Origin of the sequence: Inquilinus sp. CAU 1745 (assembly GCF_039839375.1) — a bacterium.
Lineage (GTDB): Bacteria > Pseudomonadota > Alphaproteobacteria > DSM-16000 > Inquilinaceae > JBDOQU01.
On the sequence record NZ_JBDOQU010000012.1, the window covers coordinates 102778 to 117270 of the forward strand.

The 14493-nt window shown below is 64.8% G+C and carries 13 protein-coding genes; 8 read left to right on the forward strand and 5 right to left on the reverse strand.

Features of this window, described 5'->3' with window-relative positions; all coding sequences use genetic code 11:
- Positions 1-41 precede the first annotated feature (41 nt).
- Entirely contained in the window at positions 42-512 is a 471-nt protein-coding gene (locus AAFN89_RS14635) for a nucleoside deaminase (protein WP_347539817.1), read from the forward strand.
- 293 nt (positions 513-805) lie between these two features.
- Here AAFN89_RS14635 and AAFN89_RS14640 read toward each other — a convergent pair whose 3' ends face one another.
- The 5 genes from AAFN89_RS14640 to AAFN89_RS14660 form a co-directional block, all read right to left on the reverse strand.
- Positions 806-1798, reverse strand: coding sequence for a TIGR00266 family protein (locus tag AAFN89_RS14640; RefSeq protein ID WP_347539818.1), 993 nt, complete (start codon positions 1796-1798; stop codon positions 806-808).
- Positions 1795-2484, reverse strand: coding sequence for a tellurite resistance TerB family protein (locus tag AAFN89_RS14645; RefSeq protein WP_347539819.1), 690 nt, complete (start codon positions 2482-2484; stop codon positions 1795-1797). The genes AAFN89_RS14640 and AAFN89_RS14645 overlap by 4 nt, the downstream gene beginning before the upstream one ends.
- Positions 2481-3656 carry a GNAT family N-acetyltransferase gene (locus tag AAFN89_RS14650; protein ID WP_347539820.1) on the reverse strand — a complete coding sequence of 392 codons (1176 nt, stop codon included), beginning with the start codon at positions 3654-3656 and terminating at the stop codon, positions 2481-2483. The genes AAFN89_RS14645 and AAFN89_RS14650 overlap by 4 nt, the downstream gene beginning before the upstream one ends.
- 65 nt (positions 3657-3721) lie before the next feature.
- Positions 3722-4189, reverse strand: a complete 468-nt coding sequence (locus AAFN89_RS14655; protein ID WP_347539821.1) for a RidA family protein — start codon at positions 4187-4189, stop codon at positions 3722-3724.
- A 48-nt stretch (positions 4190-4237) separates the two neighbouring features.
- Positions 4238-4852, reverse strand: coding sequence for a GNAT family protein (locus AAFN89_RS14660; RefSeq protein ID WP_347539822.1), 615 nt, complete (start codon positions 4850-4852; stop codon positions 4238-4240).
- Between the two features lie 145 nt (positions 4853-4997).
- Here AAFN89_RS14660 and AAFN89_RS14665 point away from each other — a divergent pair, with 145 nt between their 5' ends.
- The 7 genes from AAFN89_RS14665 to AAFN89_RS14695 all read left to right on the forward strand — a co-directional run bounded on the left by AAFN89_RS14665 (position 4998) and on the right by AAFN89_RS14695 (position 14456).
- Positions 4998-6161 carry an AI-2E family transporter gene (locus tag AAFN89_RS14665; RefSeq protein ID WP_347539823.1) on the forward strand — a complete coding sequence of 388 codons (1164 nt, stop codon included), beginning with the start codon at positions 4998-5000 and terminating at the stop codon, positions 6159-6161.
- Between the two features lie 22 nt (positions 6162-6183).
- Positions 6184-7704, forward strand: coding sequence for a phospholipase D-like domain-containing protein (locus tag AAFN89_RS14670; protein ID WP_347539824.1), 1521 nt, complete (start codon positions 6184-6186; stop codon positions 7702-7704).
- A gap of 48 nt (positions 7705-7752) precedes the next feature.
- On the forward strand, positions 7753-8118 hold the full coding sequence (locus AAFN89_RS14675) for a hypothetical protein (protein ID WP_347539825.1): 366 nt from the start codon (positions 7753-7755) through the stop codon (positions 8116-8118).
- A gap of 184 nt (positions 8119-8302) precedes the next feature.
- The gene (locus AAFN89_RS14680; protein WP_347539826.1) at positions 8303-11068 is read left to right on the forward strand and encodes a response regulator; all 2766 of its coding nucleotides are present in this window, start codon (positions 8303-8305) and stop codon (positions 11066-11068) included.
- Positions 11069-11132: 64 nt separating this feature from the next.
- Positions 11133-11534, forward strand: coding sequence for a response regulator (locus AAFN89_RS14685; protein WP_347539827.1), 402 nt, complete (start codon positions 11133-11135; stop codon positions 11532-11534).
- A complete protein-coding gene (locus AAFN89_RS14690) occupies positions 11531-13147 on the forward strand; it encodes an adenylate/guanylate cyclase domain-containing protein (protein ID WP_347539828.1) in 1617 nt (538 codons plus the stop codon). Before AAFN89_RS14685 ends, AAFN89_RS14690 begins: the two co-directional genes overlap by 4 nt.
- Positions 13148-13253: 106 nt before the next feature.
- Positions 13254-14456 carry a right-handed parallel beta-helix repeat-containing protein gene (locus tag AAFN89_RS14695; RefSeq protein ID WP_347539829.1) on the forward strand — a complete coding sequence of 401 codons (1203 nt, stop codon included), beginning with the start codon at positions 13254-13256 and terminating at the stop codon, positions 14454-14456.
- Positions 14457-14493: the final 37 nt, after the last annotated feature.

A 14493-nucleotide genomic window follows, 5' to 3' on the forward strand; every position in this document is an offset into this window, starting at 1 on the left:
GGGAAAACTCCCTCCCCCCCCATCACCGGAGCCAACCTCCCTTGAGCAGAGAACGCTTCATGCGGCGCGCGATCGAGCTGTCGCGAGAGAACATGCGGGCCAATCGCGGCGGGCCGTTCGGCGCGGTGGTGGTCAGGAACGGGGAGATCGTGGGGGAGGGCTGGAACGCCGTCACCTCGACCAACGACCCGACGGCTCATGCCGAGGTGATGGCGATCCGCGAAGCCTGCCGGACTCTCGGCGCCTTCACGCTTGCCGGATGCGATCTCTATACAAGCTGCGAGCCCTGCCCGATGTGCCTGGCGTCGGCCTATTGGGCGCGGGTCGACCGGATCTGGTTCGCCAACACCCAGGACGACGCCGCGGAGATCGATTTCGACGACGCCTTCCTCTATCGCGAAATCGCGCTGCCGCCGGACGGCCGCTCCCTGCCGATGGAGCGTTTCATGGGCGATGAGGCGCTGGAGGTCTTCCGCGAATGGGCGGTGAAGCCGGACAAGGTGCCTTACTGAGCCTGTCCATTCCCTTTTTGGTCATTCCCGACCCGATCGGGAATCCAGCGGCTCCGGCGCTTCAGCCTTTGCCGGACACCGGACAGCTCCTGAGGTCAAGGCCCCTGGATGCCGGATCAAGTCCCATAGGCGCTAACTTTGAGGCGGTGAGCCTCACACCCTCGCCTTCAAAACCCTCACCCTCCCACCGCTTCGCGGCGGGTCCCTCCCTCTCCCGCAAGCAGGAGAGGGGAAAATTACGACCAAAGTTAGCGCCTATGGGATCAAGTCCGGCATGACGATTTTTTAGCCTATCACCGGTCGCCCAGCGTGATTCGGAAGGCCCCGCCTTCGCCCTGATTGCCGTTCCGCTGCGGCGCGGCCGCCAGCATGCGGCCGGCGAGGCGGGAGAAGGGCAGGCTTTGCAGCCAGACCTTGCCGGGGCCGCGCAGGGTCGCGAAGAAGACGCCTTCGCCGCCGAACATCATGGTCTTGATGCCGCCGGCCCGGACGATGTCGTACTCCACCGTGTCGGTCAGCGCGGCGAGGCAGCCCGTGTCGACATGGAGGGTCTCCCCGGCCGCCAGTTCCCGCTCGATGACAGCGCCGCCCATATGGACGAAGACCCAGCCATCGCCTTCCAGCTTCTGCATGACGAAGCCTTCGCCGCCGAACAGGCCGGTCAGGATCCTGCGCTGGAAGTGGATGCCCACCGATACGCCCTTCGCGGCGGCCAGGAAGCTGTCCTTCTGGCAGATCAGCCGGCCGCCGACCTCGGTCAGCCGGATCGCCATGATGGTTCCCGGAAAGGGCGCGCCGAAGCCGACTCTGCCCTTGCCGGACCCGTTATGGGTGAAGACGGTGGTGAACAGGCTCTCCCCGGTCAGCACCCGCTTGCCCGCGCCCAGCAGCTTGTCCATGAAGCCGCCATCCTCGGGACCGGAGCCGTCGCCGAAGATGGTCGTCATCTCGATCGAGGAATCCTTGAACATCATCGACCCGGCCTCGGCGATCGCGCTCTCGCCCGAATCCAGCTCGATCTCCACGAACTGCATCTCATGGCCGACGATCTTGAAGTCGATGTCGTCCGCACGGATGCGGGCCGCCGGGGGCTGGGGCGGCGCGACCATGGTCGGGGAATGGGCGCCGCCGCCCATCAACTCCGGGACCTGGGCGACCGGCAGCCATTCGCCGAAACCCTCCCGCCAGCAGAAGGCGCCAGTCGCGGTCCGGGCATAGGCCACCGCTTCGGAATGGCTCATCGGCGCGGTCTGCTGGCCGTTCTGGCTGAAATACCATTGGCTCATGGGGCGGAATCCTCGATCCGGGCATCGATGGAGGCGACCAGATCGTTCGGAAGGCCCAGCTTCGTCGCCAGGAGCTGGAGATAGAGCTTCTCCGCCGGCGTGTCGGCGTCGATCGCCATGGCGGAGGCGGCATAGAGTTCCGCGGCGACGGTAGGATCGCGGGCCTCGGCCGCCAGCGCGTCGACATCCAGCGGCGTCGCGAACTCCCGCTCCACGAAAGCCCGGTCGTCGGCATCCGCGCCGGCTTCTTCAAGCTGCTTCAGGATGCGCCCGCGCTCATCGGCGTCGATCTCTCCGTCGGCCTTGGCGGCGGCGACCATGGCGCGGACCAGCAGGAGCGCCAGATCCTCGTCCGACATTCCCGACGCGGCGGCCGGCGGGGGTGGCGGAGGTTCGGTCGCGGGACGGCCGGCGGTCATGCCCGGCGGTGGAGGAGGAACTGACGGAGGGCCGGAGGAGGGCGCATGGCCCGGTCGGCGGTTCCGGCTCTGGTTGAAATGCTCGTAGGCCGCCGCCGCCAGCCCGCCCAGCAGGGCGAGGCCGCCGCGGCTGGTCGCGGCGCGGCCGAGCGTGCCGCCAAAGCCGCCGCCCAGGCCGCCCCGCATCATCAGGCCGCCAGACCTTCCGCGCCGGGCGCCGGAAAGGCCGCCGCCCAGCAAGGTTCCAAGGAGCCGTTGAGCGTTCATGGGCAGTTATCCTCCGTTCGTCTGTAGGGGGAATCGGCCGAAAGGGCCTCGATCTCCCAATCCACTTGCTGCCTCTCCCGTTCCAGGAACTGCGCCACCGGCCCGCGCAGCGCGGGATCGCGGATCCAGTGGGCGCTGTAGGTCCGCACCGGCAGGTAGCCGCGCTGGATCTTGTGCTGGCCCTGGGCTCCGGCCTCCACGCGTTTCAGTCCCCGTTCGATCGCAAATTCGATCGCCTGGTGGTAGCAGGCCTCGAAATGCAGGAAGGGAACGTCGACGATGCATCCCCAGTTGCGTCCGTAAAGCGCGTCGCCGCCAATCAAATTGAGCGCGCCGGCGATCGGGTGGCCGTCCTGCTCCGCCATGACCAGCGCGATCCGGTCTGCCAGCCTCTCCCCGATCAACTCGAAGAAGGCGCGCGTCAGATAGGGAAAACCCCATTTGCGGTCGCTGGTGTTCTGGTAGAAATCGAAGAAGGCGTCCCAGTGATGGGGCTTCAGATCGTCGCCGGTGAGGATCCGCAAGCTCACCCCGGCTTCCTCCACCGCCCTTCGTTCCCGCCTGATGGTCTTGCGCTTCCGGCTCGCCAGGGTGTCGAGGAAATCATCGAAGGTGGCGTAGCCGCGATTCTCCCAGTGGAACTGCTCTCCGGTGCGGAGCAGCCATCCGGCCTCTCCGAACCGCGCCCATTCCGGTTCGGTCGCGAAGGTCACATGGACGGAGGAGACGCCCATCCGGTCGCAAACCTGCCGCAGCCCGTCGACTAGCAGATCGGCCGCATGACCGGAATCGACGCCGGGCCGGACCAGCAGCCGGGGGCCGGGAACCGGCGTGAAGGGGACGCAGGCCTGCAGCTTCGGATAGTAGCGTCCGCCCGCGCGCTCATAGGCGTCGGCCCAGCCATGGTCGAAGACATACTCGCCGAAGGAATGACCCTTCAGATACATCGGGACCGCGCCCAGCAGACGGCCTGTCCGCTCATCCTCCAGGATCAGATGGTGGGGCTGCCAGCCCGCCTCGCCGGTCGCCGAACCGGATTCCTCCAGCGCCGTCAGGAAGGCATGGGTGAGGAAGGGGTTGTCCTGGCCGGCACAGGCATCCCACTCCTCCGCCGGGATCGCGGTCAGGTCGGCGACCAGCTTCAGGATGACGGGACTATCGCCGTCGGGCATGGGGGAGGGCCTTCATATCGTCTTCCATCTGGAAGCCCGCCCCGCCCGCGACAAGGCCTCCAACCTCAGGAGACTTCCAGAATCGCTTCGACCTCGACCGAGACATCGAACGGCAGTGCGCCGACGCCGACGGCCGACCGGGCATGCTTGCCCTTATCGCCGAAGATGTCGGCCATCATGTTCGACGCGCCGTTGACCACCTTCGGCTGGTCCGTGAAGTCGGGTGCGGAGTTGACGAAGCCGACCAGCTTGACCACCCGGACCACCCGGTCCAGATCGCCGTCCAGCGCCGCCTTCGCCTGGGCGACGATGTTCAGCGCGCAGAGCCGCGCCGCCTCCGCGCCGTCTTCAAGCGAGACGCCGCCGCCCAGCTTGCCCTTGACCTTGATCTCGCCATTCGCCATCGGCAGCTGACCGGAGATATAGAGCATCGCGCCAGACCGGACGGCGGGCACGTAGTTCGCGGCGGGGGCGGCGGCCTGCGGCAGGGTTACACCCAGCTCCTTCAATCGCGCATCGATGGTTCCGGCCATGATTCTGCTTCTCTCCGTTGGATGAGGATGTCTAAAGGACGCCGCACCTTAGACGGCGGCGGCCTCGCCGAAAAGGGCGAGGCGGCGGTCCAGCCCGTCGCGCACGGCGGGCCATTCCTCCGCCAGGATGCTGAACTGGACCGTGTCCCGGATGAAGCCGTCATGGACCAGCTTGTGGCGGCGCAACACCCCTTCCTTCACCGCGCCCAGCCGCAGGATGGCGTCGTGGCTTCTCTGGTTGCGCCCGTCGCATCTGAGGCCGACGCGCACCGCGCCCAGCGTCTCGAACGCGTGGCTCAGCATCAGCCGCTTGGAATCTGGATTGACCGCGCCCGCCCATGCGGCCGGCGCGTACCAGGTCCAGCCGATCTCCAGATTGCCGTCCTCGACCGCGATGTTGAGATAGCGGGAGGACCCGACGACCGTGTCGTCCGACAGGCGGCGGACGACGAAGGGCAGCATCGTCCCGCTTTCCTTCGCGGCGATCGCATCGGTGACCATCCGGTCGAAATCCGCCCCCGGCGCGCCGTTCATCGGCATGTAGGGCCAGATGCGGGGATCGTCGGCGGCGGCGCGGAGGCCTTCCCGATGGCGCTCCTCGATCGGCTCCAACCGGACGAACCGGCCGGCAAGGGTGACGGGCTGGATTGGGGCGATGGGCATGGCGGCGTCTCCGGCGAATGATCCGCCGACGGTGCAGCCCCCCAGAGGTTGGGTCAACGGCTACATTGTCGGCGTTCAACCTGTCCAGTTGGCGGGATATTCACATCGCCGGGATCAACAGCCTCCCCGGAGCGTTCCTCTTGGCATGACCGGCGCCAGCATCTCCGAAAACGTTCAGGACCAGACCACCGACGAGGCCGTGAAGGACGATCCGCCCCCGCCGCCGGCGGAGGTGGCGATCAACCGGCAGATGGTGACGGCGATCTCCGTCACTGGCATCTTCGTTATCATGACCTTCGCCGCGCTCTATATGGCGAAGGCTCTCTTCATCCCCATCGTGCTGGCCTTCCTGTTCAACCTGCTGCTGACGCCCGTGGTGCAGCGGCTGGAGCGGATGAGGATTCCGACCGGCGTCGGCGCGGCGATAGTGCTCATTTCGGTGCTGGGCATGGTCGCGGTCGTCGGCTGGTGGCTGTCCGGCCCGGCGCAGGACTGGATCAACCGCGCGCCCTATTCCTTCCTGGAGGCGCGATCGAAGCTAGCCGGCATCCGCGACGCCATGCAGGGGATGGAGGAAGCGACCCAGCAGGTGCAGACGCTGACCGACAATGGCGACCAGGGCGGTGGCGATGAAGGCGTCAACCCGGTTCCGGTCGTCATCCAGGGACCCAGCGTCGCCGCCAGCTTCCTCACCGGCACGGCGTCGGTGATCGCGTCGGCGGCGGTTACGCTCGTCCTGCTCTATTTCCTTCTGGCGTCGGGAGATCTCTTCCTTCGCAAGCTGGTCACGGTGCTGCCGAGGCTCCAGGACAAGCGGCGGGCGGTGGAGATAGCGCGCCACGCGCAGCGCGACGTCTCCTGGTATCTCTTCACCATCACGGCGGTGAACACCTGCCTGGGCATCGCGACGACGCTGGCCATGTGGTGGTGCGGCCTGCCCAATCCCTATCTGTGGGGCGCGATGGCGGGGCTCCTGAACTTCATCCCCTACCTGGGGTCGCTGGTCTCGCTGACGGTGATCGCGACCATCTCGCTCCTGACCTTCGAAACGGTGTTCCAGGCAATGGTCCCGCCGCTCATCTTCTTCGGCCTGACCTCGCTGGAAGGCCAGTTCCTCACGCCGATGCTGCTGGGCCGGCGTCTGACCCTGAACCCGGTGGTCATCTTCCTTTCCCTGCTGGTCTGGGGCTGGCTGTGGGGCGCGGCGGGCGTGCTGATTGCGGTTCCGCTACTGGCCGCGGTCAAGATCTTCTGCGATCATCTGGAACCGCTGGAACCCCTCGGCCAGTTCCTCGGGCGGCGGGAATAGTTCTCCCAGGACGCCTCCGGCCATGACGGACGATGCGATGGACAGCCCTCCAGCCGACAGGAAGCCGATTCTCCGTCCGGGAGAGACCTGCTGGCGCATCGCCCGCGCCGGCCGGATGACGCCGATCGTTGACGCCGCCGATTACTTCACGGCGGCGAAATCGGCGATGATGAAGGCGCGCCATTCGATCCTTCTGGTCGGCTGGGACTTCGACACCCGCATCACGCTCGAACGGGACGGCCACCGGCAGGATGCGCCGAACCGGCTGGGGCGGTTCCTCCGCTGGCTGGTGCGGGAGCGACCAGATCTCCGAATCCACCTGCTGAAATGGGATCCGGGAATCGTGCAGTCGCTGGGGCACGGCATCATGCCGCTGGTCCTGCTGCAGATGGCCAGCCGGCGTCGGGTCCGCTTCAAGCTGGACCGCCACCATCCCGTCGCCGCCTGCCATCACCAGAAGATCGTGGTGATCGACGACGCCCTGGCCTTCTGCGGCGGCATCGACATAACGGTGGATCGCTGGGACACCTCCGACCATGCCGACCGCAACCCCAACAGGCGGCGACCGGACGGCAGCCTTCACGGCCCCTGGCACGACGTGACGACGGCCGTCGACGGGGAAGTCGCCAGGGCGCTGGGCGAACTTGCGCGGGAGCGATGGCGTCAAGCCACCGGCGAGGGACTTCCCGTCCCGCCGGAAGGCGGCGACCTCTGGCCGGACGGGCTGGCGCCGATGCTGCGCGATATCGACGTCGCCATCGCCCGATCCCAGCCGGAACATGAAGACCAGCCGGAAGCGCGGGAGATCGAGGCGCTCTATCTTCAAGCCATAGGTTCGGCACAGCGGACAATTTATCTGGAAAGCCAGTACTTTGCTTCCCGCCGGATCGCGGAGGCCATCGTCCGGCGGTTGGGAGAGCCCGAAGGGCCGGAGATCGTGGTCGTGAACCCGGAGACCGCCGACGGCTGGCTGGAGGAAGAGGTGATGGGATCGGCCCGCGCGCGGCTTCTCTCCCTGATCGGACGGTCCGACACCCATGGACGCTTCCGGCTCTATACGCCGGTGACGGAGGGTGGAACGCCGATCTATGTCCACGCCAAGGTGATGGTGATCGACGACAGGCTGCTGCGGGTCGGTTCGTCGAACCTCAACAACCGGTCCTTGGGGCTGGACACGGAGTGCGACCTGGCCGTGGAAGCCGGGGAAGAGGATCGCGACCTCCGCCGGGCCATCGTCGCGTTCCGCAACCGGCTCCTGGCCGAGCATCTGGGGAAGAGCGTGGAGGAGGCGGGTGAGGCTTTCGCGCGGTCGGCCTCCTTCATCCAGGCGGTGGAGGGGTTGCGCGGTTCCGAACGCTCGCTCCGCCCCTTCGTCCCGCCCGAACTGACGGAGGAGGAGAAGGCGCTGACGGAAACCGACCTGCTGGACCCGGAGCGACCGGGTCGGTCGCTCGATTCCCTGAGGCGGTTCCTCACGCTCCTGACCTCGCGATTCCTCCCCCGATTAGGGTGGCCGGTGGCGCGAAGCCGCGAGCCATCATAGAGTTCTGCCACGATCCATGTCGTCCGACGAAGACATCAGGGAGATATCATGACGATCATGACCAAGATTCCGGGCCTCCTGATCACGGCGGCGGCCGCCTTCGCCCTGTCGGCTTGCGCGGACCTCGCCAAGCCGGGGGAGGAGCTGTGGCCCTACGGCTATGAGGATACGGGCCTCCAGGACGCCGGCGCGGCCGGGCTGGAAACCATCGCGGAGAACGGGCCCGCCTACCTGGCGCGCGGGTCCTTCGAAGGCCGGCCCGCCATCTTCGTCGGCAACCGGCATTCCGCACGGACCATCGTCGTGGTCTACCAGCTCGACGGCGGCTCCGTCGAACGCCTCCGCCTCGCCCCCGGCGCCCGCGCCCCCGTCTCCACCACCGCCGGCGGCGGCCGGCTGATCGCGGTGATGTAACCAGTCGCCGGAGAACTAAAAGTCGAAAATCTTTCGTCGGGCGGCTTTGATTTGTCATTGTGTTGCGCCATCCGCCTACCGTACAAATAATCGAGTGACGACGATTTCCCGGCGCCCCGGTCGGGGATCGGCTTGGACGGCGGGATCGGTTCGGCAACCCTGACTACCGACGGTGTGGGGTGCGATGTCGCCTTCCGGGTCGTCCAAGACTGGAGATTGGTCGGTATCGGCCGACCCTGGCCGGGCCGTCGGCGGTGATGCGCCCCGCCCACGGCGCACGCATCTGAAAATCCGCGAGAAGTCGATCGCGTTGTTCGTGCTCTGCGCGCTCCTGCCGCTCTGTGCAGTGGCGATCGGTTCCTTCATCACAGCGAAGCAGGCTCTGCGGCATCTGGTCGATTCCGAATTGACCCTCGTCGCTCGTGACACGCTTCGCCAGTTCGAGTTGTTTTTCAGCGATGCCTTGGTCGATTTGTCGACCTGGAGCCGACTGCAAGTCATGCAGGAGGTCCTGATCGACGATGCAAGCGGCGGCATCGCTGCCGAGCTACCACGTCTTCGCGAGCAGTATCCGCACTTCGCCGACCTGCTGGTCGTCAATCGGCACGGCACGGCGGTTGCCGCGGCGGATCCGGCCAATATCGGCCGATCTCTTGCGGAAGAGCCGTTCTTCGCGGCCACGCAAGTTGGCGAAATCTACCAAGGCGATGTCCAGCATGTAGAGCTTCGGCCGGGCCTCTCGATGATCCTCGCCATGCCGATCCGGGCGAATTACGATCCGGATCTGGTGATCGGGAGCCTGGTCGGCGTCGTCGGGTGGGACCGGGTGCAGGGCCGTCTCGAGCAGATTTCGATCGCCGGCACGGAACAAGGCCAGGACCTGATCGTGGCGCTGCTCACGAGCGAGCACGCGAAGTCCGAAGAGACCGAGGGACAGCCCCGGGGACGCGGCCAGGATCAGAGTCACGTTACCCTTTACACGACTCCCTATGCCTCCGACCTGATCGAGGCCGACGCGTCCTTCGGTGCTCATGGAGACGACGCTATCCGCGAGGTTCAACTCGCCGAGCGTCCGTACCTGGTCGCGACCGCGTTCTCCCGGGCGCAGCCGCCGTTCGCCGACCCGCATTGGGAACTCCACGCCGCCGTCGCGACGGATGTTGCGCTCGCCGGTCTTGGACGATTGCAGACGCAATTCCTGGTGCTTGGCGCCATATCCTGCGCGCTTGCGCTTGCACTCGGCTGGTTCGGCGCCAGCAATCTGGTTCGGCCGATGGCCAGGATTATCGGCGCCATGAGGGAGCTTGCTGCGGGCAATACCGAGATCACGGTGCCAGCACTACATCGTCACGATGAAATCGGCGAGATGGCAGCGGCGCTCAAGGTATTCCAGGAGACCGCGCGCGACCGCGCCCTGAAGCACGCCGAACTGCTGGTCGCCAAGGATCAAGCCGAGGAAGCAAACCAGTCGAAAAGCCAGTTCCTCGCCAACATGAGCCATGAACTCCGGACGCCGCTCAACGCCATTATCGGCTATAGCGAGATGCTGCTCGAAGAGGCGGACGAGTTGGGACAGCACGGTTTGGCGGCTGACCTTGAGAAGATCCGTTCGGCCGCCCGGCATCTGCTCGCCTTGATCAACGACATACTTGACCTGTCGAAGATCGAAGCCGGGAAGATGGATGTGTTTATCGAGGAATTCGACGTTGCGGCGATGCTGAACGACGTCCGGACCACAATCGAACCGCTGATCGAGCGCAAGAACAACACACTCGAAGTTCTGTTCGAGGGCGAGCTTGGCCGTATGCGCTCCGACCCGACGAAAGTACGCCAGAACCTCTTCAACCTTCTGAGCAATGCCGCGAAGTTCACCCAGGATGGCCAGATCACGTTGAGCGCGCGCCGGCTGGCCGACGATTCGGGGCAATGGCTGGAGTTTCGCGTCACCGATACCGGTATCGGGATGACGCAGGAGCAACTTGCCAAGCTGTTCCAACCCTTCACGCAGGCCGATGCCTCGACCACGCGCCATTACGGCGGCACCGGTCTCGGTCTCGCCATCACCAAGCACTTCTGCCGCATGCTCGGCGGCGACGTGCGAGTGGAGAGCGAACATGGCAAGGGTTCGACGTTCACCGTCCTTCTGCCGGCGATCCGGGAGGGTGAAACGATCGAGCGGAGCACCGTCGACCTCGTGCGTGGCCGTAGCGGCACGATCCTCGTGATCGACGACGAACGCTCCACTCATGCACTCTTGGAGCGCGAACTTGGCGCGCATGGCTACCGCGTGATCCACGCGATGAGCGGGGCCGAAGGGCTGAGGCTGGCACGACAAACCCGGCCGGACGCAATCACGCTCGACGTGATCATGCCCGAGATGGATGGTTGGTCCGTCCTGCGCTCGCTGAAACAGGATCCGGACGTGTCCGACATCCCTGTGCTCATGGTCACCGTCCTGGGCGACCGGGAGATGGGCTATGCGCTCGGCGCGACCGACTTCCTCGTCAAGCCGGTCGATACCGAATCCTTGCTCCGGCTGCTCACGCGGTACCGCGCCGTCGACGGGACGGGCGAAGTGCTCGTGGTCGATGACGACCCCGCGACACGGGACGTGCTTCGGCGGATGCTGACCAGGGAAGGCTGGCGTGTGCGTGAGGCGACCAATGGCCGAGAGGGCCTGGAGGCGCTCAGCGATTCCACGCCGGCGCTCGTGCTGCTTGACCTCATGATGCCTGAGATGGACGGCCTCGAGATGCTCGAGACCATGCGGCAGGCCGAAACCTTACGGACGATTCCGGTGGTCGTGATAACGGCCAAGGATCTCTCGCGTAATGAGGCCGAGTGGCTTCGGGACCACGCCGAACGCGTATTCCATAAGGGTGCGTATCGGCGGTCGGAGTTGATCCGGGTCATCCGTGAAATGCTGGCGCGGCGTCTGGCCGTGTCGTAACCTTTAATCCAACGCCAATCGCGGGCCGGCGCCCCGCTATTGGCAACTCTGGGGAGGCGGACGCTTGGCGACAATCCTCCTGGTCGAAGACAATGAAATGAACCGCGACATGCTCTCGCGCAGGCTTGTGCGCAAGGGCTTCGAGGTCCTGATTGCGATAGACGGAGAGGCCGGCTTCAACCTCGCAGTCGGTCGGCGCCCAGACCTGATCCTCATGGATATGAGCCTCCCCGTGCTCGACGGGTGGGAAGTAACGAGGCGGTTGAAGTCACGGCCCGACACGCGGGATATTCCAGTCGTCGCCCTGACCGCCCACGCCATGTCCACGGATCGCGAGCAGGCTCTTCAGGCGGGGTGCGACGAGTATGACACCAAGCCGGTGGAGTTCGGTCGGTTGCTCGACAAGATCGAACGCCTCCTCGGGGCATCCCGTGCCGAGGTGGCCACGGAGCCTGCCGACCGGTGACCACGACCGACTCTCTGATCGAGCGCCAGCGCCGCGCCAGCCTGGCTCACATCCGTCAAGAGTTGCTCGCGCCGGTCACTTCGATCATCGGCTATCAGGAGATTGTCGTCGAGGAGGCCGAGCGCCTTGGTCTCCATGCAATCCTGGCCGATCTGGGCCGCATTCTTGGCGCCGTCCGAACTCTGGCCGAGTTGCTGGACCGTCTGCTCGATCCGGCAGGAATGCCGGACATTGCTTCCGACGGCGACTTGGCGATTGTCGAAGCCAAACTGCGCCACGACCTGCGCACGCCGCTGAACGCAATCATGGGCTACAGCGAACTGATCCTGGATGAATGCGACAGCGTCGACCTGGGCGCCCTGCGGCCGGACATCGAGCGCGTCCTTACCGAGGCCCGTCGCCTGCTTTCACAGTTGGATAGCGTGGTTGACTTCTCGCGTCGCGAGGCAGACCGGACCGGCAATGAGGACGCCGATAACCTTGCGGCCGATCTCATGCGTGCCTTTCAGCCGATCGAAGGGGCCCCTGCGCTAAGGTCTGAAATCGGCCGAATCCTCGTCGTCGACGACAATGAAAGCAATCGCGACCTGCTGTGCCGGCGGCTCGCTCGCGACGGTCACATGGTTTCGCACGCTTCCTCCGGGCGCGCAGCGCTCGATATGCTCGCGGACGGTGAGTTCGACCTTGTTCTGCTGGACCTGATGATGCCGGACATGAACGGCTATGAGGTCCTGACCCGACTGCGTGCGGATCCGGGGCTCCGCGAAGTTCGGGTGATCATGATCTCAGGCATCCACGAGACCGAAAGCATCATTCGCTGCGTCGAAGCCGGGGCGGAAGATTATCTGCCCAAGCCATGCGACCCGGTTCTCCTGCGCGCACGCATCAGTGCCTGTCTTGAGCGCAAGCGTTGGCGCGATCGTGAGCACCTGTATCTCACCGAGCTCAAAGCCGAAAAGGAACGGTCCGAGGTCCTCCTGCACAACATCCTGCCCAGTTCCATCGTCCGCCGCTTGAATCAGGGCGAAAGGGCGATCGCCGATCGGCTGGAAGAGGTCAGCATTCTCTTCTGTGACGTAGTCGGTTTCTCGGCGATCGCTTCGCGTATGACGGCCGTCCATCTGGTGGAGTACCTGACCCGGGTCTTCACGACTTTCGATCGCCTGACCCTCGATCTGGGAATCGAGAAGATCAAGACGATCGGCGATGCCTACATGGCGGCAGCCGGTCTGCCCGAACCCAGACCGGACCATGCCGAAGCCGTCGCCGAACTGGCGCTCGGCATGCTCGACGCGACCGACCGCATCTCCCGGGAAGCAGGAACACCGCTGAAGGTCCGGATCGGCATCCACACTGGTCCGGTAGTGGCGGGGGTGATCGGGACGCACAAGTTCATCTACGATGTCTGGGGCGACACGGTGAACCTGGCGAGCCGATTGGAGAGCCACGGGATGCCGAACCGCATCCATGTATCCGAGGCCGTGCAGCGTATCCTGGAGGGCCGTTACGTCTTCGAGCCACGCGGGTCGGTCGCGATCCGCGACATGGGCCAGATATCGACCTTCTTCCTATCGCGTCGCGCCGAGACCCTGGGACCCGACGGAGAGATTTAACCCGCATTCGACACGCTTTTGAGCCACTTCCCTCCGTCGCAGATCATCGGCATTCTCCTGAGTCTCGCCATTGGCGTACATCCGGAGCGACAATCGGGAGACTGCCATGAACAGGATCTTGGGCGTAACGCTCGGCGCACTCGGAATGCTGTCAACATCAGCCGCAAGCGCTCTGACATTCACAGTCGTTAATACCGAGGATAGCGGCGCCGGTTCGCTTCGGCAGGCTGTTCTCGACGCCAACATTGCGGCGGGCGCCGATGCTATCGCCTTTGACGGCGAACTCGACGGTCAGGCGATTGTGCTGACGAGCGGCCCGCTCGAGATCCTGGACAGCGTTACCATTACAGGCCCGGGACCGGACAGGCTCGTCATTCGGAGTGACGACCCGGAGGTCGACATCGTCAGGATCGGCGGGAGCGGGATCTCGGTCGCGCTCACCGCCATCGCCATCGAGGGAGGTGAAGATGGCCTCCAGGTCAACGACGGCAGCAATGGCATCGCCGTGGCGCTTACCAATGTCAGAGTGGCACGACAGTTGTCGGACGATGCCGTCTCGATCGGCGGGGCGCTGAATCAAATTCGCGTTATCGACAGCGTCGTAGAGGGAAGTGAAGACAACATATCCGTCGAAGGCACCAGGAATGCTTTGTTCGTCATCAACAGCACTGTTCGATTGGCCGGACAGGACGGCATAGAGGTCGAAGGCGACGGCAATGCATTGATCGTCGAAAATAGCACCATCAACAACAATGGTGAGGATCCTTCATCCTTTAACGACGGGATTGATGTTGCGGGAAGTCAGAACAGCGTAAAATTAAATCAAGCCACAAGCAGTCACAACGGCGAGGACGGGCTTGATATCGAAGGCCCAAATAGTCGGGTGACAATCAGAAGCACAACAATCGCCTTTAATGGCAGAGATGGCATCAAGGTCCAGGATATGACCTCTACATCGACAATTGACATTCAACATAGCATTGTGGCGGCGAACCAGGGTCTCGATGTTGACGGAGCAGTCACCAGCAATGGCTACAACCTGGTTGGCAATGGAGCTGGGAGCACCGGATTTAACGCCCCGGGCGATCAGGTCGGAACGGCCGGCAGTTTGATCGACGCCCGGCTCGGCCCATTGGAACGTCATGGCGGAACCATCGCAATTCACGCGCCGCGATCCGGCAGTCCCGCAGTTAATGCCGGCGACCCGAACTTCATGCCGCCACCGGAGTTCGACCAGCGAGGTCCTGGTTTCCCTCGGGTTCTGGAGGGCCGAATTGACATCGGCGCATTCGAAGGGGGCGTCCCCTGATCGCGTTGATGTGCGTCGCAGTCCGTCACACGCAAAG

Excerpts from the sequence above, each read along its gene's own strand:
- AAFN89_RS14650 (WP_347539820.1), bottom strand. The coding sequence starts at position 3,656 with ATGCCCGACGGCGATAGTCCCGTCATCCTGAAGCTGGTCGCCGACCTG.
- AAFN89_RS14645 (WP_347539819.1), bottom strand. The coding sequence starts at position 2,484 with ATGAACGCTCAACGGCTCCTTGGAACCTTGCTGGGCGGCGGCCTTTCC.
- AAFN89_RS14675 (WP_347539825.1), top strand. The coding sequence starts at position 7,753 with ATGACGATCATGACCAAGATTCCGGGCCTCCTGATCACGGCGGCGGCC.
- AAFN89_RS14665 (WP_347539823.1), top strand. The coding sequence starts at position 4,998 with ATGACCGGCGCCAGCATCTCCGAAAACGTTCAGGACCAGACCACCGAC.
- AAFN89_RS14680 (WP_347539826.1), top strand. The coding sequence starts at position 8,303 with ATGTCGCCTTCCGGGTCGTCCAAGACTGGAGATTGGTCGGTATCGGCC.
- AAFN89_RS14640 (WP_347539818.1), bottom strand. The coding sequence starts at position 1,798 with ATGAGCCAATGGTATTTCAGCCAGAACGGCCAGCAGACCGCGCCGATG.
- AAFN89_RS14695 (WP_347539829.1), top strand. The coding sequence starts at position 13,254 with ATGAACAGGATCTTGGGCGTAACGCTCGGCGCACTCGGAATGCTGTCA.
- AAFN89_RS14660 (WP_347539822.1), bottom strand. The coding sequence starts at position 4,852 with ATGCCCATCGCCCCAATCCAGCCCGTCACCCTTGCCGGCCGGTTCGTC.
- AAFN89_RS14670 (WP_347539824.1), top strand. The coding sequence starts at position 6,184 with ATGACGGACGATGCGATGGACAGCCCTCCAGCCGACAGGAAGCCGATT.
- AAFN89_RS14655 (WP_347539821.1), bottom strand. The coding sequence starts at position 4,189 with ATGGCCGGAACCATCGATGCGCGATTGAAGGAGCTGGGTGTAACCCTG.